Genomic DNA, 24730 nt, shown 5'->3' with positions numbered 1-24730 from the left:
GGTATTTAATGTTTCAAACAAATCTAAATATACCATCAAAAACTAAAATATTAATAACAGGTGGTGCCGGATTTATTGGAAGCCATATTCTAGACCTATTAATGGAATATGATAATGAGATTTTAATTTTCGATAATTTAAGCTCGGGTAATGAAAATTTTATTAAACATCATATCAACAAAAATAACTTTAAGTTTATTGATGGAAACCTTCTTAATTTTAAAGAAATTGATTCAGCATGTGAAGAAACAGATTTTGTTTTCCACATAGCAGCTAATCCTGATGTTAAATTAGGTTCAGAAAATACTAAAGTCCACTTTGATCAGAATATAAAAGCTACATACAATTTACTTGAATCAATGCGTAAAAACAATGTGAAAAAAATAGCTTTCACATCTACATCGACTATATATGGAGAAGCTGATATAATACCCACACCTGAAAATTATGGACCACTTGTACCCATTTCTCTCTATGGTGCTTCTAAACTTTCATGCGAAGGTTTGATTTCCTCATTTTGTCATACGTTTGATATGCAGTCATGGATATTTAGATTTGCAAATATAGTAGGAAACCGTAGTAATCATGGAGTAATTTTTGATTTTATAAAAAAATTAAAAATCAACCCTAATCAACTTGAAATACTAGGTGATGGTCAGCAAAGGAAATCATATTTACACGTACATGATTGTGTAAATGCTATTTTATATTCTATTAATAAAAGCAATAATACGGTTAATATATATAATATAGGGTCTGAAGATACTATTAATGTTACAGAAATTGCAGAAATTGTTGTTGATGAAATGGGTCTTAAAAATGTAGAATTCAATTATACAGGTGGTTCAAGAGGATGGAAAGGAGATGTACCAAAAATGATGTTGTCGATAGATAAACTTAAAAATCTTGGATGGGAACCCACTTATAATTCAGAAAAAAGTATTAGAGATACTGTAAAAGCTTTGATTTAAATTTAAGTAATTTAAAGGATTCCTTCCCATTGTGACATTATGTTTTTGATTTCAAAATCTTGTGCTCTTTGTAGAGCTAATAATGCGTAATCTTCCCTTAATTTATTATTTTTTAAAAGCTCTACAAGGCTACTTGCAAGCAATTTTTCATTTTCAGTTAAAAGGTCATTTTTATTAAATTTGCATTTATCAAAAACAGGTGTAAGTATACCATAACGAGAATATTCAATAGATTCGGTTTCAAAATTTATATCTGTATCTGGAGCGAGTATTTCCCTTGGGCCTGATTTACAGTCTGTAGATATTACTGGGGTTCCACAAGACATAGCTTCTACTAGCGTATTAGGAAAACCTTCATTGTAAGAAGATAATACAAAAACAGAAGATTTTTTAATAAATTTAAAAGGGTTCTTTTGGAAACCAATAAAGAATATATCATTTTCCAATTTGTATTCTTTAGCCATTGTTCTCAAATCATCTTCAAGTTCCCCTTTTCCAAGGATTACTAATTTTGCATCCACTATTTCTTCTTTTACTTGACTGAAAGCTTTAATCAGATGTTTCTGACCTTTTTGCTCTACTAACCTAGCAACATTTATGATGACAGGTGAATTGAACAAATCTCTGTATTCTACTTCTATGCTTTCATTCATCATTTCTTGAATTTTACTTATTTCATAAGGGTTGTAAATTACTTTAATTTTATCAGGATCTATTTTGAAATTGTCTACCAGATCTTTTTCAACACCTTTTGAAACTGCTACTATTGCGTCAGCTCTGTTATAAAACAATTTTATTAATACACTGTAAATTTTACCATCAAAACCTGACAACAATTTTGAATTATAATTCCTTACTGATATTATAAGTTTATCATTTAACTTAGAAAATATGTTTAAAATATTAGAATCGGTAAGAAAACTTACAGTTGTTTGGATGCCATACATTTTTTTTATTTTTTTTACCTTTCTAGTAGATGTAATAGTATTATATAATTTAATAATTAATTTTTCAAATATGGTTTTATTTGTATCTATTTGATTAATATTTAAGTCAACGATTTCACCATCATATTGATAGTCTATCTGTTTACTATCATATAAAAGAATAATTTTATCATATTCATGAGAGAGATTAAGCGAAAGATTAGATATAACCTTCTCTGCTCCACCATTACTCAAGGTAGGTATTAAAAAAGCAATTCTTCTACTCATAAATATCAAGTTTGAAATCATTTAGACATTATAAAAATTCCTGTACCAACCTACAAATTTCTTAATACCTTTTTCAACAGGTGTATTAGGCTCATAATTAAAATCTTTTATTAAATTATCTATATCCGCCCAGGTAGAAATAACATCACCTGGTTGTAGTGGCTTATAGTTTTTTTTAGCTTCTTTTCCAGTTGCCTTCTCGATTGCATTGATAAAATCTATCAAATTGACAGGATTATTATTCCCAATATTGTAGACCCTATATGGAGCTGTGGAACTGGATGGGTCTGGTTTCTCACCGGACCAATCACTATTTCCAGATGGTGGTTCATTATCTAAAATTTTAATGAGACCATCAACTACATCATCCACGTAGGTGAAATCTCTCTGCATATCACCATAATTATAGACATTAATCGGTCTATCATCAAGTATTGATTTTGTGAACTTGAAATACGCCATATCTGGACGACCCCATGGACCATACACTGTGAAAAATCTCAATCCTGTAGTAGGTATATTATAAAGATAACTATAAGTGTGCGCCATCAGTTCATTGGATTTTTTGCTTGAAGCATACAAACTTATGGGGTGGTCGACATTGTCCTGTGTAGAAAATGGCATTTTTTTATTAAGCCCATAAACGCTTGAACTGCTGGCATAGACCAGATGTTTGATGTTGTTGTATCTGCAACTTTCAAGTATATTTAAAAATCCTACGATATTACTCTGTATGTATGAATAAGGATGGGTTATACTGTATCTTACCCCTGCTTGGGCTGCTAGGTGGCAAACAACAACAAATTTCTCGTTTTCAAACAAAAATTTTATATTTTCTTTATCTTCAAGGTTTAGTTTAATAAAACTGTAATTTGGATATAAATCGCTTTGTACAAATTTATTGTATTCAATTTTTTTTGAATTTATCCCTGTTTCTTCTAATCTCCCATATTTTAGGTTAACATCATAATAATCATTGATATTGTCCAATCCAATAATTTCATGTTCAGAATTAACTAATTTTTTAACTAGATGGAAGCCTATGAATCCAGCAGTACCTGTTATAAGTATTTTCATATTAATCGTAACTATAATTATCCTAAAACATATAATGAATATATAATTTGAATACTTCTTTATTAAATTATCTGATTATTTCAAAAGTTATAATAGCTAATAATCATTTAATGTAACATTTACTGAAAATTATAATATAACCTATAATTCTTTGCAAGAAATATGGTTAATATTATTTATATGCAACAATTACAATATTTGGAAATAATAATGATGATACTATTTTTTTCATTTTTTTTGGCAAAGGGTTCATAATTTTTTCCATGAATGTAATAATAGATGTTGGAGTTTTGATATTATAACCTTTGATTAATCTATAACATTTCCAATTTGAAAATCCTGTATATTTTAAGATATTTATGATTTCTTTATAAGTGTATTCTTTTAAATGAAATCCTTCAGGGACCTCGGAAAATCATTTTGATACATCATGGAGACCTTTAAAATTATGGGGTATTTCTAAAATATAACAACCATTATGTTTAAGAATTCTATTTATCATTTGGAAATGTAATTCTATGTCATCAGGATGCAAATGTTCTATCATTTGGTCGCTATATGAAACATCTATTTTTTCATCATCCATATTCAAATTATAACCATCATATATTAATAGCTCGAAATTAGCAGGTATTTTTTCTTTAGGATAATCACCTATCTGGTCAGATATATCTAGTCCATATACATATTGTGCATAATTACATACTTCAAAAGCTAATCTACAATCATCCGGACCAACTTCCAAAAAAGTATCACTATCATTTACAAATTCAAGCAAAAAATTTAGCTTATTATTAATTGATTTTTTTCTTTCTTCCTCATTATTTCGTTTCAATAATCTAGGATGATTGGGAACTTTAGAAAATAATTCATCATACATATTTCTATATATTTCTGTTCTCTCTTCTCTTGTAGACTTTTTAAGTTTGTTTGCTATCTGTTTTTCTACATCGTAATGGTTTTTAATAGCTTCGTAAGTTCTTCCATATTTATCTTTCATAACAATCACTACAAAATATTTAGAAATGTTTATAAGTAATCTATAAATAAACCAGTTAATCTCAAAATTTAATGTATTTTAAATTTGTCTGAAATTGAGTTATTTTTCCAAAAATATCTTTTTTAAAACCTTTTAATAAATTTACAAATTTTGTTCCCACAAAGGAATTATATTTTCTATATCAAAATCATATGCTCTTTTTTTTGCAAGTGCTCCATATTTTTTATTTAATTCATTATCTTTTAAAATTCTAGTTATAGATTCTGAGAGCATATATTCATTTTTTGTCAAGTTATTGCTATTATTTATGTTACAAACAGGTGTAAGTATACCATAACGAGAATATTCAATAGATTTGGTTTCAAAATTTATATCTGTATCTGGAGCGAGTATTTCCCTTGGACCTGATTTACAATCTGTAGATATTACAGGGGTTCCACATGACATGGCTTCTACTAGGGTATTAGGAAAACCTTCGTTGTACGAGGATAATACAAAAACAGAAGATTTTTTAATAAATTTAAAAGGGTTCTTTTGGAAACCAATAAAGAATATATCATTTTCCAATTTGTATTCTTTAGCCATTGTTCTCAAATCATCTTCAAGTTCCCCTTTTCCAAGGATTACTAATTTTGCATTCACTATTTCTTTTTTTACTTGACTGAAAGCTTTAATCAAATTTTTCTGGCCTTTTTGCTCCACTAACCTAGCAACATTTATGATGACAGGTGAATTGAACAAATCTCTGTATTCTACTTCTATACTTTCATTCATCATTTCTTGAATTTTGCTTATTTCATAAGGGTTGTAAATTACTTTAATTTTATCAGGGTTTATTTTGAAGTTATCAATGAGGTCTCTTTTAACACCCTCTGAAACTGCAACAACTAGATCAGCTCTGTTATAAAACAATTTTATTAATACACTGTAAATTTTACCATCAAAACCTGATAATAATTTTGAATTATAATTTCTTACAGATATTATAGTTTTGTCATCATATTTAGAAAACAGGTTTAGTATATTAGGATTATTTAAAAAACTTATAGTAGTACTTATATTATGCTCTTTTTTTACCTTTTTAAGTTTTAGCATTACTTTCAAAAATCGGTATGTTTTGAGAAATATATTATTTACAGTTATTTTAACAGGGTTAGATTGATCTATATTCAAATCAATTATATCTCCATCATAAGGATAATCAATTTGGTCTTTATTATATAAGATTAATTTTTTATTATAATCATTAGATAGGTTAAGTGATAAGTTAGATGTAACTCTCTCAGCTCCACCATTTTTCAGGGTATTTACAAATAGAGCTACTACTTTTCCCATAATTACTCTTATCAAATAAAAAGAAATCAAGTATTATAAAAATTTCTACGCTATTACAAGGTACTATTCAATTAAGAAATAAATAGGGAGATTCATTCCCTCTATTTAAGGAGGATGAATGATGAACTTAGAGGCATTATTAGATTTGATACTGGTAGATATTAAATCTTTTGTGGAAAGGAAAAGAAATGATGTAAAAGCCTTAGCATTGTCTATACTTCTGTACCAGCAAGGATTAAGTTTGAGGAGAACTTCAAAGCTACTATCGTATAAGTCTGAACCTATAAATTATGGGGGTACATTACTGAGTAGAGGTTCATGGTGTGTGTAGCTTTATGATGGTGAATTGCCAGACACCATAGTGGTGGATGAAACTAATGTACAGCTTGGTAGTGAGAACTAGTTATATACGCGGCTATAAACCCCGATTCTAAAAAGATAGTCTATGCTAGAATCTATCCTACAAGAAACCACCTGACTACAAAGTCTTTCTTAAGGATTTGAAGAAAATGTAGGGGAACTGCCCCATATGGCAGTTGTAGATAGTGGACCATGGTACAAAGCTCTGGAAAAACTCGATATTAAAAGGGTTGTAATCTCCAGTGATATCAGGAATTATATCGAAATGTGGTTTAAAGCTTTTAAAAGAAGGATCAAGGTCTTTGATAAATACTTTCCACATAAAATGGGGTTTGTTCAGCATATCAATAACTGGATTGATATGTACATCACGTATCATAATTATATCAGAAAACATCAAGCTCTTAAATCATATACTCCTTATCAATGGGAAACATGCATTAACTGAACAGTACTAAAATGGCAAGCAAAAACCTTTATAAATAATTTTAAAACCTTAAATTATCAATAATAGATACAAAGTTTGATTTTTCCAATAACCAAACAATGGGTTAATAATACATAATTTATTTATTATTATATTTATTAGTCCATTAATTATAAATAATAATGTTTAATACGTTAGTCCATTAATTTTACAAAGGTTGAACTATGTCCCAAGTTTCAGTTTTAAAAACCAGCCCTGAAACAGTACTGGAAGACTACAGTAAATTAATGCGCAGTGTTAAATATCAAGACTATCTCCCCAAGGATAAAACCACTATTATAAAATTAAACCTTTCATGGTCTCTTTATTATCCAGCATGTTCTACTGAACCTTGGCAGCTTGAAGCAGTTTTAAAAACACTAAAAGAAGATGGTTATAAAGATATTGTTGCAATGGAAAATAAAACAGTTGTCACCAATCCTATAAAAGGTGCAAAACAGAATAAATGGTTATCTATTCTCGATAAATATGATGTGGATTTTGTGCCACTTACCGATGTTAAATGGTTAGATTATAACCCTTCAACAGAAATGGTAGGAATGGACAAAGTTTTTCCTGATGGTTTTCAGATACCTGAACCTTTCATAGGGGCAAATGTATTGCATCTACCTACACAAAAAACGCATGGTCACACCACGATAACTGGTGCAATGAAAAATGCGTTTGGAGGGTTATTAAACGAACGCAGACATCATTCCCATAAATACATTCATGAAGTTCTTGTAGATTTGTTGAAAATACAAAAAGAAATTCATCCAGGTATATTCGCAGTAATGGATGGTACTGTTTGTGGTGATGGTGCAGGTCCAAGGACAATGACTCCAAAAATTAAAGATTACATTCTTGCAAGCTATGACCAGGTTTCAATTGATGCTGTAAGTGCCAAAATGATGGGTTTTGACCCGATGTCAATAGATAAAATAAAGATGGCAGATGAACTTGGATTAGGAAGTGGGAACCTTGACAACATCAAGATTGTTGGTGAAGATATAAGTGATGTCAATTATAATTTCGAAGTAGGAGAAAGTCTTGTTGTAAGTGGAGATAAATTGTTCAGGAAAGGAGGATTAAAATTTTTAGAACCACTGCTGTTCCATACTCCACTTTTCAAAATACCGATATTAGCATCTTCTACTTATCATGACCGTTTTTGGTACCCAGTAATTGGTAAAAAATACGTCAACGAATTTATGGAAACCAAATGGGGTAAATTGTTTTCTAAATATTAATCTAATTTAGAGGTAAATGAATGTTTAAAGCGATTATGAGGTCTTTACGTCCAAGCCAGTGGTATAAAAATTTTATAATCTTTCTGGCGTTGATTTTTTCTCACAATCTTATGAACCCAATGGCGTGGATGGATTCAATAACTGCTTTTGTTATCTTTTGTATGCTGTCTGGAAGTTTATATTTGATGAATGATATTATGGATGCAGAAGATGACAAGAAACATCCTGTTAAATGTAAACGCCCAATTGCGTCTGGGGAACTTAAAAAATCTCATGCTTTTTTTATATTCATTGTACTATTATCTGGTTCTCTTTATATCTCATCAATAGTTAATTATGCATTCCTTTTAATATCTGTCTTATATTTTGTATTGCTTTTTGCCTATAATCTGAAACTAAAATATATTGTGTTGGTAGATGTCTTAACAATATCAGCAGGCTTTGTGCTTCGTGCAATAGCAGGAGCAGTAGCACTCACGGTATCAATATCACCATGGCTTATAATCTGCACATTTTTACTAGCATTGTTCCTTGCTTTTGGAAAAAGAAGACATGAACTTGTACTGCTTGGAGATGATGCGAAAAACCACAGAAAAATTCTTGATGAATACACGGTTCCATTATTGGAACAAATGACCCTTATAGTCACATCCGCACTTATAGTATCATACCTTTTATACACTTTCTTTGCCAGTACTCATTATATGATGGTAACTATTCCATTTTTGGTCTATGGTTTATTCAGATATCTCCTTCTGGTTCATTCTCAAGATTTTGGTGGCGAGCCTGAAATGCTGTTTAAAGACAAAGGTATGTTATTTTCTATTTCTATATGGGCTATTTTAGTAGCAGTAGTATTATATTTTGTCCCAGATGGAAGTACAAATTTAATCTATATTTTAAATAATGTAGGTATCTAAGATGAAATATGATTTGCATACTCATACTAAATATTCGCCAAGGTGTGGAGTCACAGAACCTAAAAAACTCGTGAATACCGCAATCAAAAAAGGTCTTGATGGGATTGCAGTAACTGATCACGACACTATAAAAGGTGCATTAGAAGCTAAAAAATTTGAAACGCCTGATTTTGGAGTTATCATCGGATGTGAAGTAAGTACTGATAAAGGTGAATTAATTGGTTTGTTTTTGCAGGATGAAATAACATCTACAAGCCCTGAAGATGTTATTGAAGATATTCATAATCAAGGTGGTATTGTAGTAGTCCCTCATCCCTTTGATGAGTATAGGTCCAAAAGGTTCAGTAGTTTATCAGAATATTACAAACAGATAGATGCAATTGAAGTATTCAATTCACGATGTATAAAAGAAAAGAGTAATGAAGCTGCTAGAAGATTTGCAAATAAAAATAACCTTTTGATGGTCGGTGGTAGCGATGCTCACTATTTGAATGAAGTCGGTCTTGGGTATACTGATTTTTTTTGGGTTGATGATTTAACTAGAGATAATATGATGTATGCACTTGAAAAATCAAAAATTAATATTAGAGGTAAAAAATCATCGTTAATGAATCATGCAAGAACAAAAATTCGTAAATGGAGTAAAGATTTTGTCACTTATCGATAAACTCAAAAAACGGATTTTATATTCTATAATATTTGCTGCTGTAGTAGTACTTGGTCTTTTGATTTATGCGGATTTTAATAGTATAATATCTGCATTTGTGGATTTTGGATGGATATATCTTCCAATTATATTAATATTAACTGTTTTTAACTACATAGTAAGGTTTTATAAATGGGATTTCTATTTATCCACTATTGGTGTAGACATTGGTAAAAAAAATAGCGCAATTGTTTTTTTTAGTGGGTTAATTATGTCAATCACTCCTGGTAAATTGGGGGAAGTTTTGAAATCCTATCTTTTAAAACAGACTAATGATGTAAGTATCAGCAGAACTGCTCCTGTCGTTTTTGCTGAACGTCTAACAGATATTGTAGGTTTAATTATATTATCATCTGTAGGTGTAGTTATATACCAATATGGCATATCTGTGATGGTTGTTACATTATTAATCATTTCTGCTGTAGTTTCAATAATTCAATCCAGAAAATTATCGTTGAAATTGATCGAATTTGGTGAAAAGCTACCATTTATATCCAAATTCGCACATCATCTTCATGAGTTGTATGAAAGCGCATATATTCTTCTTAAATTTAGACCTCTTTCAATTACGATATTACTAAGTATCGTTTCATGGTTTTTTGAATGTATTGCAATGTGGTATGTATTTAAAGGGTTTGGATTAGACTTGTCTATGCTTGTTGCTACATTTGTATTTGCTTTCTCTTCTGTTGCAGGAGCAGTATCGATGCTTCCTGGAGGTTTAGGTGTAGCGGAGGGGAGTATTGTTGGTTTGCTTTTGACCATGGATGTATCTAAAGCAACGGCTACAGGGTCAGCATTGATTATCCGTTTTTGTACTCTCTGGTTTGGTGTGGTTGTAGGTATCATAGTTGTACTTTTTTACCAAAACAAACTTGAAAAAATCAACTGAATCAATACTTTTTTATAAATATTTTAGTGAAATTATAAATTGTTGCATAAAAGTTAAGTTATAGCCTAAATAAAACAATTATTTTTAATATATTAATTATACAAATTAACATAATTTGCGTATATCTTAAATATAGAAAGAAAAGTAGAAAATATATTTATATTATATTAATATGATATAAACCATGATAAATACACTTGGTGGATATAGATGGTAAAGCGTATAACTAATTTTATTTTAAGTTTAGATATATATGACAAATTATTATTACTAATCATATCAATTAGTTTCATATTTAAGTTATTGTTAATACACCAAGATATTAATACAATTTTAAATAAATTTCTTGCTGATGATACATATTATTATTACTCTTTAGTTAGGAACATAATTGATGGTAAAGGGATTGTTTTTAATTATGGTATTCCTACGAATGGTTTTCATCCGCTATATGTTATTATACTTATACCTCTATTTAAACTACTTTATCCATTAGGAATTAACGCTCCGGTTTATGCATCTTTAATCCTTATGATAATATTTAGTATTGGGACATCTATAATAATATATTTAATCATGAAAAATGTGTTAAACAAAAAAGCTGGACTACTTGCTGCTTTTATATGGCTGTTTAATCCTAATATATTATTTGTGACGTTATCAGCAATGGAAACCCCAATACAAATTTTCTTCATTTCACTTTTAACATATTACATAGTATCTAAATCAAATATCCCTAAGTTATCTATTAAAGAATCTGCAATAATAGGTTTATTAATAGGCCTTATTTTTTTGAGTAGAATGGATGGAGTTTTTATAGGTATTGGAGTCATTAGTGCACTTGTATTAAGAAACTTTAAGCAAAATAAGTTAGAAACCAAAAGTTTAATAGCAATTATATCTACTGCTTCTTTAACTGTAGTACCCTGGTTGATGTGGAGCTTCATAAAATTAAATAGAATAACCCCTATAAGCGGTGAAGCTCTCCGTATATTAAGATTAAATTCTAATACTTACCCAGATCTAGTATTTAATTCTATATATTCTACGTTATCATCCGTAGCTCATTTCTTTTTAAATTTAGAATATTCTGGAACAGGATATTTATCCTTATTCTTTTTCTTATTCGTACCAATTTTAATTCTTACATTAAAAAGAGATAGAATTGTTTTTAAATTAATTTATACCTTTGACTTTTTGGTTATTTCATCAATTATCTACTTTTTATTTTATTGGTTTTATGAAATTGGTTTTAGAAGTTGGTACACCATTTATACATACTTTTTATTAACAATATTATTTTCGGCAATAATAGTTAAATTAATACAAGAACTTAAACCTAAAAAACGCCAATTAGCTTACATATTAGTTATTTTTATCCTTATTTTTTCGTTTTCATTTGGGGGATTTGTGCAATATAAAGAGGGTCAACATCCCCAGGAAGAACTAAAATGGAGAATAGGTAATTACGTTAATAATAATATATCACCTAATAATACAATAGGTTCTTTTAATACTGGTATATATCAATATTACACTCCGAAACATAATGTTATAAATTTAGATGGTGTTATGAACCCTAAAGCGCTTAAAGCAATGAAGAAAGGTAACATCACAGGTTATATGATGAAAAACAATATTGCTTTTATTATTGACCCACCTAATGAGATTGAAAAGCTTAATAAGTCATTATTGAACTTAAAACCTGTAAAAACGTTTGAAAAGCAAGTTTATACTAGTAATTTTAATAATAAAGTTATTAAGTATAAGATTTACAAAATATCATATAGTAATAAAAACTAATAGAAATCAGCTATAATCCTTAATTTTAATGTATATAGTAATGACTTAAATGAAAACAGATTCACAAATAAAATTATAGAATCGATAAAAAGTAGTCACTAACTGGATAAAAATTTTGGAAAGATTATATTTATAGAAAATATTAATTGGATTGTAGAATTCTTTTACAATAATTAATATAATTATATTAGCTGATTTTAACCTAAAAAGTATAATAGTCATGATTATACATTATGATTAACTTTTTAATATAAACTAAGATGTGATAAATAAAATTTTGTAGTAATAGTAGAACTGATATTAGCGTCAAAAATATTTAATAATCTGAACTAATACAACAAAATTCATAATAATATTCCTTCAATAGAAAAAATAATATAAGGTGTTTTAATGAATAAAAAATGTTTAATTTTATTAATAGGTCCTGAAAGTACAAGCACACGATTATTTACAGAAATTTTTTCACAACATCCAGATATATTAGGCACTGAAAATGCAACTACACATGTAGACCACATGGACCAAGTTTGGGACTTAGTCGAAAATGATTGTATAACAGATGCATCTGAAATATTGCCAATTAATACCGAACACAAATATATATTAACTAGAAGGTCAATTCCACATGGAAAGGATAATAAACCAGCTGAATATATGAAATTTCCAAACCTAGAAAATTTTTATGAAACTTGCCAATTAAAAAATTTACCATTGATTCTGTTAATCACAACAAGAAGTGTTGTTCCTAACCTCATATCTTGGACCTATGAAAGAGCTTCTAGTAATGGACTATTTGAAAATTCCAAAAATCAATATTGGGAAAGTTACAAATATTTATTTTCAATAATTAACAAATATAATATTCCTTTTTATTTTGTATCTTTGGAGGCACTTATTTATGAAGAACAAAACTATATAAATAGTATTTTTCAATTATTAGGGCTAAGTCATTTTCAACTCAACAAAGAATTACGTAAAGATGTAAACACTAATAGATATAAATTATTTTTAAAGAATTTTTTAGATAAAAAACAATCTAAACATATTGGTATTAACAAATTCATAAAACAAATTATTCGAAAATGATTACAAATTTTATTAATTGGTAAACCTAAATTATTATTTATTTACCTGTAGTAAAACTTTTAATTTAGAACGGATATTTCTTACAATACAAGTAAAGCCAATTTTTGTACTAAACGCTTAATTTATAGAGATAAAAATGATAACATGACTTCAATATTATTAATTTCTCCCTTATTTCCTCCAAGTTTAGGTGGTATACAAAATTTAATGAAGGATATTGCTGAACATTCAAGCCATGAAATTGATGTGCTTACTAACATACATTCTAGTATAAATTCTAAATTTGATAATAATTTTAGTTTTGGAATAATACGAAGAAACCTTAAAGGAATAACTGGAGAACTATCCGTTATTTATTTTTTATTAATTAATAGAAAAAAATACGATGTTATTTATTTATCAAGATTGAATGATTCAATAATAGGATTGGTCGCATACATTTTAGGTAAAAAAGTAATATCACATGCACACGGATCAGAATTGATAAAAAATGGTTTAAAAACTACAGGAGGCAAATTTCCAATATTAAGAACCTTCTGGGAGAACTTAAAATTTAAATTGAATTTGAACCTAACTTATAAGCTTATTGCTGTAAGTGAATGGTCAAAAAACAAACTTATCGAAAATGGAGCAAATGAAAATAAAGTACATATTGTTCATCCGGGCATAGATTTTTACAATTTTTCTACATATGTCAATAATAATTTAAGGAATGAGCTAAACATTTGCAAAAGTGATACAATTCTCCTTACAGTATCAAGGCTCCATCCAAGGAAAGGTCATAGACTTGTTATGGACGCTATTTCAAAAATGGATAATGTACATTATTTGATAATAGGAAAAGGCTATGAAGAAGATTTATTAAAACAATATGCATCAAGTTTAAACATAAATGATAAAGTGGATTTTTTAGGATATGTCAACGATGATGATTTACCAAATTATTACCAAACTTGTGATATTTTCATTATGACAGGTCAACCAAGTGAAAAAGATGTTGAAGGTTTTGGTATTGCCTACCTTGAAGCAAATGCAGCAGGTAAACCTGTAATAGGTACAGATATATATGGTGTAGCATCTGCTGTTAAAGATAATGAAACAGGATTATTAGTCGAACCAACAGTGAAAAGCATTAAAAATGGAATAGAAATCTTAATGAATAATAATATAAAAAGAGAATATATAAGTAAAAACAGCATTTATTGGGCAAAAAAGCATGATTGGTCACAAATAATAAAGATAATAGATGATATTTTATCAAGCTAAATTCATTTAATAAAAAATTGTAAAAACAAAGCTTAGTTTAATCAAAGGTATCCATATTTTATTGCTAGAGGGAATGTTAATAATTTACTATAAATACGATTTTTGTAAGACATTTTTTGTTTCCATGTATTATCTGGATTCAACTTTAAATTACTAGATGAAAACACTTTCCTATTCCCTGCTAATAAATGGCTATTTATTTCAATCCCTGTACCGTTAATTAAATTTTTAGAAATGTTTGAAAAATCGAGTCCTAATAAATTTCCTATTGAATTTAATGTATCTGTAGGATTATTAATAAAATCTTCGTATCTAATCCGAAGTTTTTTTGTTTTAATTTTATGATAAACTATTTCTGACCTCAAATTAGATATCAACCAGTTTTTTGAAGATGATTTAACCGATCGATCCTTTTTCATATTAGACCAAGTCACAGCATTTCCATTACGGACTAAATGTATTAAAATCAATTCTATATTAGGCATTAAAGATAAGTTTAGTGCACGTATTGAATTTTTGGTTGAATCAACTAAAATAGGTTTATCACTAATGTAACTTATGCTATACAATAATTCTTGATTATATATTAGATAACTATAGAATTCCGTTTCATAAGAATCTAGATTAATTCTTTGGTTTATGGAGATATTTTCAAACTTGTCCTGGGAATTTTTCATAACGTTCAAATCATAAATTCCTGTTTTAGACTTCCAATCATTTATAACTTGACTCCAAAATGGACAACTTTGACTACTTATTCCACATCCACATAGTTTATTTTTTTGATAATTTCCCCAAAAAAGATGAGGTTTAAATTCTCCACAACTCTGAATTTTTGGGTGAGCTCCTATACATAAATCAAGAAGTGTGGATCCAGTGTGACCTGATCCCATAATATAAATAACTTTTAATTTGTCATTATTTTTGTCCATCACCTATACCTCTACACTTTTTAGGCAATTAAACATTGATTAAATATTATATAAAAGATTTCGAAAAACTCGGTAGTCCATTATTAACAAGTTGAAGTTTTGACAGGTCTAAAAAGCAATGGTTGTTTCAAAGTCCATTTATTTTCAACAATTCCAGATTCTTGAGCAGCTGCACTTTTGCTAGTACCTTTTTTCATCAATCCAGCATGTCCTCTGCAGAAGTTAAAATAAGTGGATTAGAACCTTATTTAGTCATATAAAGCTTTGAGTTTCTTTGAAAACTCTATAGAGGATTTCGATAAACTATCATTAACATGGATTGAATTCTGTTAACTTTATATAGAATTGATTTGAAATATTTAATATGGATACATTTACTGATTTTGCTCTTAACGAAGAATATAAACGTCTTATTGCTGTAGGGGATAAGCTTGCTGAAGTTGAAGCTTTGATCGATTGGAAGAAATTCAGACCTATACTGGAATCGATGTATACCAACAGGTCGGCTTCGGGCGGTAGACCCGAAGCTGACGTTATCGTCATGCTCAAGATGCTGATACTTCAGCAGTGGCATGGGTTATCTGATCAGGAGATTGAGAAACAGTGTATCGACAGGATTTCGTTCAGACATTTCCTCAAATTCCCTGAATACATACCAGACAGTACAACTGTCTGGTTGTTCAGGAAGAGGATCATCGATACTAACAAGGAAAAAGAGGTATGGAGAGAGTTGCAGAGACAACTCGATTCGCTTGGACTCAAGATCAAGAAAGGAATGATCCAGGACGCCACGTTCATTCATTCCGACCCAGGACATGCCGGGGCTGACAAGCCCCGTGGGAATGAAGCAAAGACCAGACGAAGCAAAGATGGTACATGGGCTAAGAAGAGTGGTAAATCTCATTTCGGTTACAAGCTACATACAATCATCGATACGGATTATCAACTGATTAGAAGATTCGAAACCACAACAGCAACAGTCCATGATAACAAAGTCGATCTTTCAAGAGAGGATGAGGTTGTGTATAGAGATAAGGGATACTTCGGTACAAACCCTCAGGGTTACGATGCTACTATGCAGAGAGAAATATTAAGAAACAGTAGAATCAGCGCTATTAGAGTAACCGGTGAAAGGGTATATGCGGTTACAAAAGGAGTATTCAAAGCAGGAACCACACTCGTTACTACTATGAAACGAGTGAACCTAAAAATGCTGTTTACGGCCTTCGGATTCAACCTGTATCAATTGAGTACATTAAGGAGCAAAGGAGTGATTTAACCATGGGATAGCGGACACTAGCCCATGGTTAAATCAACATCAAAATAGCTAAAAATCAACTGTTAGAAATACAAATTAACCTTAAATATCTCTAAAGTCACAAAATTAGTAAAAATCAGTGGTTAATCGAAATCCTCTAAAATCTATGTACATCTCTTTCCTATATTTACCGTTGATTTTCTTCCTAGATTTGTTTCTTAAAGGAATAATAGCAGAAGAACCTAATTCATCTATTATCAGTTCATGGATATAATCTAAATCATAAGCTTTATCCATGACATAATAATATGGTTTTTTAACCCTTTTACATTGTTTAAGCAGAGTTTTTGCATGTTAGGAGTCATTTGTGGGTTTTTTGATGATTTTACCTTTTATTATAATCTGCTTGTCAGTATCAACTGCTATAAAAGATTTCAGGAAAATTTTCCGATATAAATCAGTTCTCCATGAATAGTAATGAACAGCATAACAGCTAGTTATACCTGAAGCATCTGCTACTACTATACAGGGGCTATCACCCCGTTTATAGAACAATTTCATTATTTGGTTGGAGTATCCATCCGAATTTGAAGGAGGTATCCAAGATAATAATTTTTTGTGATAGTAAAAAAGGAACTTTTTTCGAGTTCCAGTTTGTCTATAACTGGATACATGAGTTCTAGTAATTGGGTAAATCTCTTGTAATCGGTAACTATGTAATCTTTAAACAGCACCATCACCATTAACTGGTGCTGGTTATAATCCTGTTTCGAGTACTTACTTGAATACAATGGAAGCCTATTTCTACGAATGATTTTTAAAGTTTCATCGATAAATTTAAGGTATATGTTCTTTTTCTTCATAATTGCTCCTTTTTTATTTTGGCTTAAAACCAAAAAGGAGTAATTTATCTTAAATCATTTCAGAATTAGAGAGTTTTATCAGAACCTGGTTTCTACAGAGCCAATTATTTATGTTTTTACATGGAACAATTGGTCTAATAATTCTTAATTAAGGTTAATTATGTACATTTTTCCTATTTATACTAAAATTTGGGTAAGTTACATTTTCCCTTCCGTAATCATCATCAAACCGGACGATATCATCTTCTCCCACATATTCTCCAAGCTGTACTTCGATGATTTCAAGCGGCACTTTACCAGGATTTGATAGCCGATGTTTTACACCTGCCCTAATAAATGTACTCTCACCCTGTCTTAAAAAATATTCCTGACCATCGACCTTTACAGATGCCATTCCTTTTACCACTACCCAATGTTCACTGCGGTGGTGGTGAAGCTGCATGCTCAGAGATTTCTGCGGTATCACAGTTATATTTTTGATTTTATGCGTTTCAGATGATTCCATTACAGTATATGAACCCCAAGGACGGTAAACATATTTGTGAAGATAAGCTCTTTCATCATTTCTTTCCTTTAACCCATTTACAATCTCTTTTACTTTCTGACTGCTCTCTTTAGGGCAGACAAGCAGTGCGTCCGAAGTATCCACAACAACCATGTTATTGACATCGATTAATGAAACAGCTTTGTTCTTTTCAGAATATATTAGATTATCAGTTGAACCAATTGAAAAATCATCACATTCATAAACCACATTACCTTTGTAATCCTTTTCAAACTCATTATATATTGAGTTGAAATCACCTAAATCATTCCATTTTTTGTTGAGTTTAACAACAGCAACTTTATTTGATTTTTCCATTATTTCATAATCAATAGATACCGAAGGAACCTGTTGATAAATAACCTCTAAATCAATATTTGATTCGAATGTATCGGATATTTCTGGAGCATGTTTTATCACTTCATCAAAGAACACAGCTGTGTCGAACAAAAATATACCACTATTCCAGAGGCATCCCTCATTCATGTAACGTTGAGCGTATTCTATATCAGGTTTTTCTCTAAATTCAGAAACTCTGAATCCAGAAACTCTAGAATCGATTTCTTCTTCTGGTTTTATGTACCCATAACCGGTCTGTGGTGAATCTGGAACAATTCCAAAAGTTAAAAGATAATCTGAAGTTAATACCTGTACATCTGAAATTGTCTGCATCGCTCCATCGTCCAATATATGGTCTGAAGGGAATACTCCAACAATTGATTTTCCAAACTTTCTCTCAATCTCCTGAGCCCCATAATAGATTGCAGGGAGTGTATTTTTACCTTCAGGTTCTATCAACAAATTATCTTCAGGGATCTCATAACCTAGCTCATTAATCTGGCCCAATACAAAAAATTTTTGGGATTTTTTAGTTACAACAAAGATTTCGGATATATCTGATACTTTAAAACATCTAATAACAGTATCCTGAAATAGCGATGTTTCACCCAGTTTTAAGAACTGCTTTGGATACTGTTCACGACTAAGTGGCCATAGACGCGTCCCTGAACCACCTGCAAGAATAATAGATTTAATAGTTTCATCTCCTCTACTTTTTCATCATAATAATGGTAATATTGACTCACTTAGTTTTAACCAATAGCAATTAATAAAATTTTGCTTTTATAAAAATATTTTCTATCTGGATAGTAGCCACATATTTAGCGTATGAAGCTCTTGAAAAACTCAATCTCCTCTCTCCTGAACCCTTTTAACAGCACCAGAACTGCAAAATAAGACACAGCACACACTCCAATTATAGCAAGAGTACTTAATACACCTGTCGGACTCCACATCAAAATAATTCCAGACATCAAAAGAGAGGCTACCAGACTCTTTACAATAAATCTGAAATTCATGTCAAACTGGAAAAACCGCAGGGAATAATAGGCCATGAAAGCAAGCACCACAATAAAAGATAATAGTGTCGTAGTAGCGGCTGCGATGATTCCGATATAGGGTACAAGAATCAGGTTCAGCCCGAGATTCAGCACCGCAGCTATCAGCCAGATGATCCCGATGACTTGGGTCTTTTTGACAAGCATGGCAACCTTGTTGAACACCGCAAACACTCCAAACAGCAGTGCACTAAGAGCTACAAAAGGAGTAATGATATAACTCTGTTCCGCGATTTCAGGTGTTGACAGGATGACAAGCATCGGTTTTGAAAGTAGAGATAAACCGAAAACCGCTGGTATTGCCACGGCTAGGAAATATTTCAGGGAGTATCCCAGATACTTCTTGACCTCGTCAAGGTTGTCCCCATCGTAGTGTCTAGAAAGGACCATAGGCAATATGAAATTAAGTGGTGCTACAAACATCTGGACGATATTGCCGAGGGTATACCCCGGCGAGTAATATCCAACAGCAGAAGTACCCAGATAACCTCCGATGACATACCGGTCACTGGACCTTACAATCCAGCTGGACATTCTACTGGGAACCAGTGGTATACCATATTTTAAGTATCCTTTCAGACCACCAAACTTCGGTAGTTTGAATCCAAGCTGTGATACGATTATAACAAACGCCATCAAAAACACAACAACCGATTTTGCCAGCAGACCTGCAATCGCACCTAGCAGACCGCCACCCTGCAGCACGAATATGGACACCAGAACCACCATCAGGAAATTCTTGGAAAACCGCAAAATTGAGTCTTTTTTGATTTGTTCAGTCGCCCGGAAGTAGTTAAACAGCACCTTCTCAATCGTTTCAAAAAACACTACAATCGAGAGCAATTTAACTATGAATGCGTTGCCGTCAAAGAGTAGGTCGGCAATCGGACCTGAAGCCAGATATATCAGAAAAGCTGCAAACATGCCTGTTACAGCAGCAACAGATAGAAACGAGTAGAACATGTCCTGGAACTTTTCTTTGACCTTAACAGAGGGCATGAACCTGGCCATGGCACCCGGCAATCCAAGGCTCATGATTCCCGGGACGATACCGATGGTCACCATGACCTGCGCCCAGATACCGTAATCCTGGATAGGGAGGTTCTTTGTTAGTACAGGCAACAGTATGACTCCCTTGAAATTGTTCACGAATCTGGTAAGTCCTACCAGTATTATCCTCTGGGCAAACAGCTTATACTCGCGCATTATATTCCTATCTAAAAAACAACAAGGGATATATTAATTTTGATTGTTTATTGATTCGATTCTGAATAATATGATTGTTTGATGTTCAAAAATAGGTAGGAACTTGAATAAGCAGGATTTCAATTATTTTGGGGTTGTGTTGTTACTTGTAGAACTTAATAGAATATTTATGTTACTTACAAATATATTAAAAGTAAAATTAAAGGCAAGAATGATTTTTATGGACATTACAGATAATACACAATAATATATTTCATCTCCATTTTTATTTTCTATGTGTCATCAAACATTAAAAATTGATTCGATTGTGAGATTAAAGGTGCTGCAGAGGAAACTTAGCAAATTGAAGATTGGTTCTAATAATTGCAAGATACACAAACACCAGTTGTCAAAACACCATGAAGAACAACGAATAACCAACAATACGATTTCCGATATAATTTAATTTATGAGCTGACAGGAGACATACCAAATATTTTACAGGATAATTTGAATTAAGAGGGATATATTCAAAAATAAACCAAAGGTATCAAAAATCTATAGTAGATCAGAAACCCTGACACATCTTTGCTAATGAATTCCTGTCTGGATTTGTCAAGATCTACTAAAGATTTAATAATCAGTCAGGAATTTCCCTCAACAAAGCTTTCCTGAAATCATCTTTCAAATCTTGTTTAAATGCTTTTTTCTTGAATTCTCTTCCGCAATTTGTGCATGACCAGCTGCCGATTACTTCGAAATTATTAGTTAGCTCGGTGTAGTTGCAATCGCTCAGGGTTCCACATTCTGGACATTCCATCTGTTTATATTTCTCAGTTTTGCGGCGAAAATCGTTAAGATAATATAGGAATGCTCTATCAAGTGCATCAGTCAGTTTTTTAGCAGTTATTTTTGATTTTTTTTCGGTGGGGTACTGTTTCCTTGAGTTCCTATTATGATGTTTTTTCGTTTTAAAACCCCCTAAACTGTTTATACCTGGTGATGTATATATGAAGAACCGGTTTCTTTACCTGAATTGGTATTTTTGTTTCTACAGCTGTTATTGTTATTGTTATAGTTAAGATATTTGATTGTTGAATGTTTTTTGACTACGATATACATTAACGATGTTCCGTTTTTTTATTATTATATAATATATTTATTCTGTATTAGAATTATTATATGATATGATTGCCAGATTTATAAGATTAATGGCCTTATTTTGGATAATTAATTAATATCAGGATTTATTTTTGCTCATTTTCTATGTGACATCAAACATTGAAATTATAAAGTATTATGATATCCTGATTTAACTCTATTTTTAGTGTTACATGAAACATTGAAATTGAAAGTTAAATAAGAACCAGAGATACAAATACTAATGATAGCTAACTAAGGTATAAATTGATATTTGATTATCAGTACTCAGGTTCAGTACTCAGGTCGAAAAAATAAAAATGTGGAATATGTGTAAAAATCCCACATATCAATTTTTGAGATGCAAGAAACAATATACTACAACCCGTTTGAAATTGATTCAAACTAATGGTATATCCAAAAGCTTCTGTGCATCAAATTCCAGTTGCAATTTAAATTAGATGTATACCTGCCATTGAATTGTCAACATCTACTCCCTTGGTGTACATGAAACATCCTTTTGCTTCCAACCTGTATCCCATATTTTCCAGTATCAATCCTTTAAGGTTCCAGTAGCTACTGATCCCATCTCTGAAATTGATTGCAGAATTTATGTTTTCTAACGCCTGTTCAAAGTTTCCGATTACAGTATAAATGTATGCTCTGACATAGTATACTTTAGGATTCTGTTCAATTTCCAAAAGATTGTTGCAGATTTCCAGTGCCTGGTCATGTTCGCCATAACGTAGATGATGAACCACTTTTGCCAAAGGAGCATCAGCATAGGATTTCATCTTTTCAGCTTCTTTGAACAGTTCAACTGCATCATTGTACTGGCCTTTACCCGACAACACATCTGCTTTGAGCATCATTTGCCGGCGGTCTTTAGGATTCAGAGACAGTATATCTTCTGCAACTTTATCAGCTTCATCTAGGCGTTCAAGTAATTCAAGATTTGTCATTTTCCTGTACAATGTTTCAATGTTATTTGGGTCTGACTCAAGTTCCTCATCAGCGGTTTCAATACCTTCTTCTAACAATTGAAACATATTGAAAATTGCTTCTCCTGGACGTTGTTCATACTTTGAATTGTATAAATGGGCTTTTACTCTTATTGAACTTATATGGGTTACCTGTCGGTCTTCTTTAACTATTCTTGATATCAAATTGGATTTGTCGTTTTCTATCCTTGGATCGGTCTGTTTTTTGTTTTTCAACATTTCGTGTTTTTTTATATTAATTCCTCCATATTCGTTTTTCAATCCAGATTATTTAGATAGATAAAATGTAGAACAGGTGATAGAACCTGTTCCACATATCTACTATGAAGGAGTTGAGATGTATATTCAAAATACTCCTTCGCTTCAATGTTAATCATAATTTTGCTAAATGACTAGTTGCCATTGTATTTTCGGAATCAATTCCTAGAGCATATTTGAAAGATTCTACTGCTCCCTTTCTGTCACCCATCTTTTCCATTATCAGTCCTCTGAAGTTCCAGCTGTTACAGAGTTCATCCCTGATATAGAGTGCAGTATCTATATCTTCCAGAGCCTGTTCAAGGTTTCCTATTACAGCATAAACGTATGCTCTGACATAGTACACCTCATGACACTGATGCCACTTCAACAAATCATTACAAACTTCGATAGCTTGCTCAGGTTCACCATAGCGTATATGATGGACCGCTTTTGCCAAGGGAGCATCATCAGGAGAATCACGTTTTTCAGCTTCTTCGAACAATTCAACTGCATCTTCATATCGTCCTTTACTCGACAATACTTCTGCTTTGAACATCAAGAACCGGCGGTTCATAGTACCCAGTTCTATTATAAGTTCGGCGATTTCATCGGCTTCATCAGGACGTCCAAGTAATTCGAGAGTTACCATCTTCTTGTACAATGATTCAATGTTATATGGTTCATACTCAAGTTCTTCCTCATTAACGAAAGCAAGACCATCTTCTAACCATTGAAATTCACCAAATGGGTTTGCACTAATAGACTGTATAAAGAATGGGTGCTGTATATGGGCCTTTGCTCTGATTGTACTTATATCCGTTACTTGTGTATCTTCGTATTCTGTTCCTATTAACAAACTGGGTTTGTTTTTGTTTTCTAAGTTTGAAAGTTTGCTATTATTTTTCGTTTTTTCTGAAATAATTACACCTCTAATTTTTTCGTTTATTTTTTATAATCCATGTTTTATTATTCGAAAGTAGAAACTATAGAAGGTAAAAATTATAGTAGTATTATCCGGTTTCATTTACCTTCTATAGTTGCTGGCTATTCTATGTTTCAGGCATCTTCAAGGACGTCATTGAATTCTTTTTCGATGACGTCATAGTTGCCTGTTTTCTCACACCATGCGAAAGCTTCAGCTTGTGTTAGTGGTATAAGCTTTGTATCTTCGATACAACCGGGTCCAGGACCGGGACGTATTCCGTATTTACTCATACCTCTACCGAAACCTACTATGAAGTAGTTGCCTTTGGGTGTTTTATAGAGGGTCTCCCTCATATAGAACACATTACTTGTGTCACCCATGTTTTTGTATTCTGCAAGTTCTGTTGCGGTTTCCGTGTTGTAACGTTTTCCATTTTTTATTTCCATCATGGTGATTATACAATCCAACTGCTAAGTTCCTTTGTGAAACTTATTTTTGTTTATGGCCAATTTCTTTTGCTTGTTCTGGCAAACACACCATTTTAGGTGTATGATTGACAGTAAACAACTGTGGATTATACTTTTTTCACCTCTGTTTTTCATTTTTTAATATATTTTAGGTGTAATTAATACACTTATTTGCGTAAATTATTTCTGAATTTATAAGATTAACGGTCTTATTTTGGCTAATAAGGTAATATTAGATGATAATATTACTAATTTTCAGTGTGACATCACACATTTAAAATTTAAAACCTTATAATAACCTGATTACTTCAATTTTCAGTGTGACATGACACATTGAAATTGAAAATCCATATAAAAACTATATATGGAGACCTGATATCCAGTACCCAAGTATTCGATATCCAAGTTTTATGAGGATTTTATTAACAATTT

The 24730-nt window shown here is 31.2% G+C and carries 25 protein-coding genes; 11 read left to right on the top strand and 14 right to left on the bottom strand.

Translation table 11 applies throughout. The features are described from left to right. The first annotated feature begins 8 nt into the window (after positions 1-8). Positions 9-971: an NAD-dependent epimerase/dehydratase family protein gene (locus tag METEV_RS06220; protein ID WP_013194687.1), complete on the top strand. Its 963-nt coding sequence runs from the start codon at positions 9-11 to the stop codon at positions 969-971. An 11-nt stretch (positions 972-982) separates the two neighbouring features. On the opposite strand, the gene METEV_RS06215 is transcribed toward METEV_RS06220, so the two are convergent. From METEV_RS06215 to METEV_RS06200, 4 genes are all read right to left on the bottom strand, one after another. Next, the gene (locus tag METEV_RS06215) at positions 983-2185 is read right to left on the bottom strand and encodes a glycosyltransferase (RefSeq protein ID WP_013194686.1); all 1203 of its coding nucleotides are present in this window, start codon (positions 2183-2185) and stop codon (positions 983-985) included. Positions 2186-2206: 21 nt separating this feature from the next. Further along, positions 2207-3262, bottom strand: a complete 1056-nt coding sequence (locus METEV_RS06210; RefSeq protein ID WP_013194685.1) for an NAD-dependent epimerase — start codon at positions 3260-3262, stop codon at positions 2207-2209. 415 nt (positions 3263-3677) lie between these two features. Beyond that, the gene (locus METEV_RS06205) at positions 3678-4262 is read right to left on the bottom strand and encodes a methyltransferase domain-containing protein (protein WP_049891051.1); all 585 of its coding nucleotides are present in this window, start codon (positions 4260-4262) and stop codon (positions 3678-3680) included. A 141-nt stretch (positions 4263-4403) separates the two neighbouring features. Continuing rightward, positions 4404-5597, bottom strand: coding sequence for a glycosyltransferase (locus tag METEV_RS06200; protein WP_013194684.1), 1194 nt, complete (start codon positions 5595-5597; stop codon positions 4404-4406). A gap of 118 nt (positions 5598-5715) precedes the next feature. Here METEV_RS06200 and METEV_RS06195 point away from each other — a divergent pair, with 118 nt between their 5' ends. From METEV_RS06195 to METEV_RS06155, 9 genes are all read left to right on the top strand, one after another. Next, positions 5716-5928, top strand: a complete 213-nt coding sequence (locus METEV_RS06195; RefSeq protein WP_157197304.1) for a hypothetical protein — start codon at positions 5716-5718, stop codon at positions 5926-5928. A 198-nt stretch (positions 5929-6126) separates the two neighbouring features. Further along, positions 6127-6405 (top strand): hypothetical protein, encoded by a 279-nt coding sequence (locus tag METEV_RS06190; protein WP_049891047.1) that lies wholly within the window; start codon positions 6127-6129, stop codon positions 6403-6405. 203 nt (positions 6406-6608) lie between these two features. Further along, positions 6609-7673: a DUF362 domain-containing protein gene (locus METEV_RS06185; RefSeq protein WP_013194683.1), complete on the top strand. Its 1065-nt coding sequence runs from the start codon at positions 6609-6611 to the stop codon at positions 7671-7673. A gap of 20 nt (positions 7674-7693) precedes the next feature. Next, on the top strand, positions 7694-8593 hold the full coding sequence (locus tag METEV_RS06180) for a decaprenyl-phosphate phosphoribosyltransferase (RefSeq protein ID WP_013194682.1): 900 nt from the start codon (positions 7694-7696) through the stop codon (positions 8591-8593). Between the two features lies 1 nt (position 8594). After that, positions 8595-9260 carry a PHP domain-containing protein gene (locus tag METEV_RS06175; RefSeq protein WP_013194681.1) on the top strand — a complete coding sequence of 222 codons (666 nt, stop codon included), beginning with the start codon at positions 8595-8597 and terminating at the stop codon, positions 9258-9260. Continuing rightward, positions 9244-10191 (top strand): lysylphosphatidylglycerol synthase transmembrane domain-containing protein, encoded by a 948-nt coding sequence (locus tag METEV_RS06170; protein ID WP_198008139.1) that lies wholly within the window; start codon positions 9244-9246, stop codon positions 10189-10191. The genes METEV_RS06175 and METEV_RS06170 overlap by 17 nt, the downstream gene beginning before the upstream one ends. Positions 10192-10401: 210 nt before the next feature. Continuing rightward, positions 10402-11994, top strand: coding sequence for a glycosyltransferase family 39 protein (locus METEV_RS06165; protein WP_013194679.1), 1593 nt, complete (start codon positions 10402-10404; stop codon positions 11992-11994). A gap of 390 nt (positions 11995-12384) precedes the next feature. After that, a complete protein-coding gene (locus METEV_RS06160; RefSeq protein ID WP_013194678.1) occupies positions 12385-13080 on the top strand; it encodes a hypothetical protein in 696 nt (231 codons plus the stop codon). A 207-nt stretch (positions 13081-13287) separates the two neighbouring features. Further along, positions 13288-14346 carry a glycosyltransferase family 4 protein gene (locus METEV_RS06155; RefSeq protein ID WP_049891045.1) on the top strand — a complete coding sequence of 353 codons (1059 nt, stop codon included), beginning with the start codon at positions 13288-13290 and terminating at the stop codon, positions 14344-14346. Positions 14347-14387: 41 nt separating this feature from the next. Here the strand turns inward: METEV_RS06155 and METEV_RS06150 are convergent, their stop codons facing one another. After that, positions 14388-15278 (bottom strand): sulfotransferase, encoded by an 891-nt coding sequence (locus tag METEV_RS06150; RefSeq protein ID WP_013194676.1) that lies wholly within the window; start codon positions 15276-15278, stop codon positions 14388-14390. 364 nt (positions 15279-15642) lie between these two features. On the opposite strand from METEV_RS06150, the gene METEV_RS06145 reads away from it, so the two are divergent. Beyond that, positions 15643-16557 carry an IS5 family transposase gene (locus tag METEV_RS06145; RefSeq protein WP_013194675.1) on the top strand — a complete coding sequence of 305 codons (915 nt, stop codon included), beginning with the start codon at positions 15643-15645 and terminating at the stop codon, positions 16555-16557. A gap of 105 nt (positions 16558-16662) precedes the next feature. On the opposite strand, the gene METEV_RS12565 is transcribed toward METEV_RS06145, so the two are convergent. From METEV_RS12565 to METEV_RS06105, 9 genes are all read right to left on the bottom strand, one after another. Beyond that, positions 16663-16833 carry a hypothetical protein gene (locus tag METEV_RS12565; RefSeq protein WP_198008138.1) on the bottom strand — a complete coding sequence of 57 codons (171 nt, stop codon included), beginning with the start codon at positions 16831-16833 and terminating at the stop codon, positions 16663-16665. 57 nt (positions 16834-16890) lie between these two features. Then, positions 16891-17097 (bottom strand): hypothetical protein, encoded by a 207-nt coding sequence (locus METEV_RS06140; RefSeq protein WP_049891044.1) that lies wholly within the window; start codon positions 17095-17097, stop codon positions 16891-16893. Then, the gene (locus tag METEV_RS06135; RefSeq protein ID WP_049891042.1) at positions 17097-17399 is read right to left on the bottom strand and encodes a hypothetical protein; all 303 of its coding nucleotides are present in this window, start codon (positions 17397-17399) and stop codon (positions 17097-17099) included. Before METEV_RS06135 ends, METEV_RS06140 begins: the two co-directional genes overlap by 1 nt. A gap of 154 nt (positions 17400-17553) precedes the next feature. Beyond that, positions 17554-18978, bottom strand: coding sequence for a mannose-1-phosphate guanylyltransferase/mannose-6-phosphate isomerase (locus tag METEV_RS06130; protein WP_013194674.1), 1425 nt, complete (start codon positions 18976-18978; stop codon positions 17554-17556). A gap of 125 nt (positions 18979-19103) precedes the next feature. Then, positions 19104-20546, bottom strand: coding sequence for an oligosaccharide flippase family protein (locus METEV_RS06125; protein ID WP_013194673.1), 1443 nt, complete (start codon positions 20544-20546; stop codon positions 19104-19106). Between the two features lie 619 nt (positions 20547-21165). Continuing rightward, positions 21166-21345 (bottom strand): hypothetical protein, encoded by a 180-nt coding sequence (locus METEV_RS06120; protein WP_049891040.1) that lies wholly within the window; start codon positions 21343-21345, stop codon positions 21166-21168. Between the two features lie 772 nt (positions 21346-22117). Next, entirely contained in the window at positions 22118-22927 is an 810-nt protein-coding gene (locus METEV_RS06115) for a tetratricopeptide repeat protein (RefSeq protein WP_013194671.1), read from the bottom strand. Positions 22928-23039: 112 nt separating this feature from the next. Then, positions 23040-23762, bottom strand: a complete 723-nt coding sequence (locus METEV_RS06110; protein ID WP_013194670.1) for a tetratricopeptide repeat protein — start codon at positions 23760-23762, stop codon at positions 23040-23042. A gap of 200 nt (positions 23763-23962) precedes the next feature. Continuing rightward, positions 23963-24280, bottom strand: coding sequence for a hypothetical protein (locus METEV_RS06105; RefSeq protein WP_013194669.1), 318 nt, complete (start codon positions 24278-24280; stop codon positions 23963-23965). Positions 24281-24730: the final 450 nt, after the last annotated feature.

This window comes from Methanohalobium evestigatum Z-7303, from assembly GCF_000196655.1.
In the GTDB taxonomy this organism is placed as follows: domain Archaea; phylum Halobacteriota; class Methanosarcinia; order Methanosarcinales; family Methanosarcinaceae; genus Methanohalobium; species Methanohalobium evestigatum.
The sequence above is the reverse complement of the archived record's forward strand: the minus strand, read 5'-3'. Positions and strand labels throughout refer to the sequence as shown.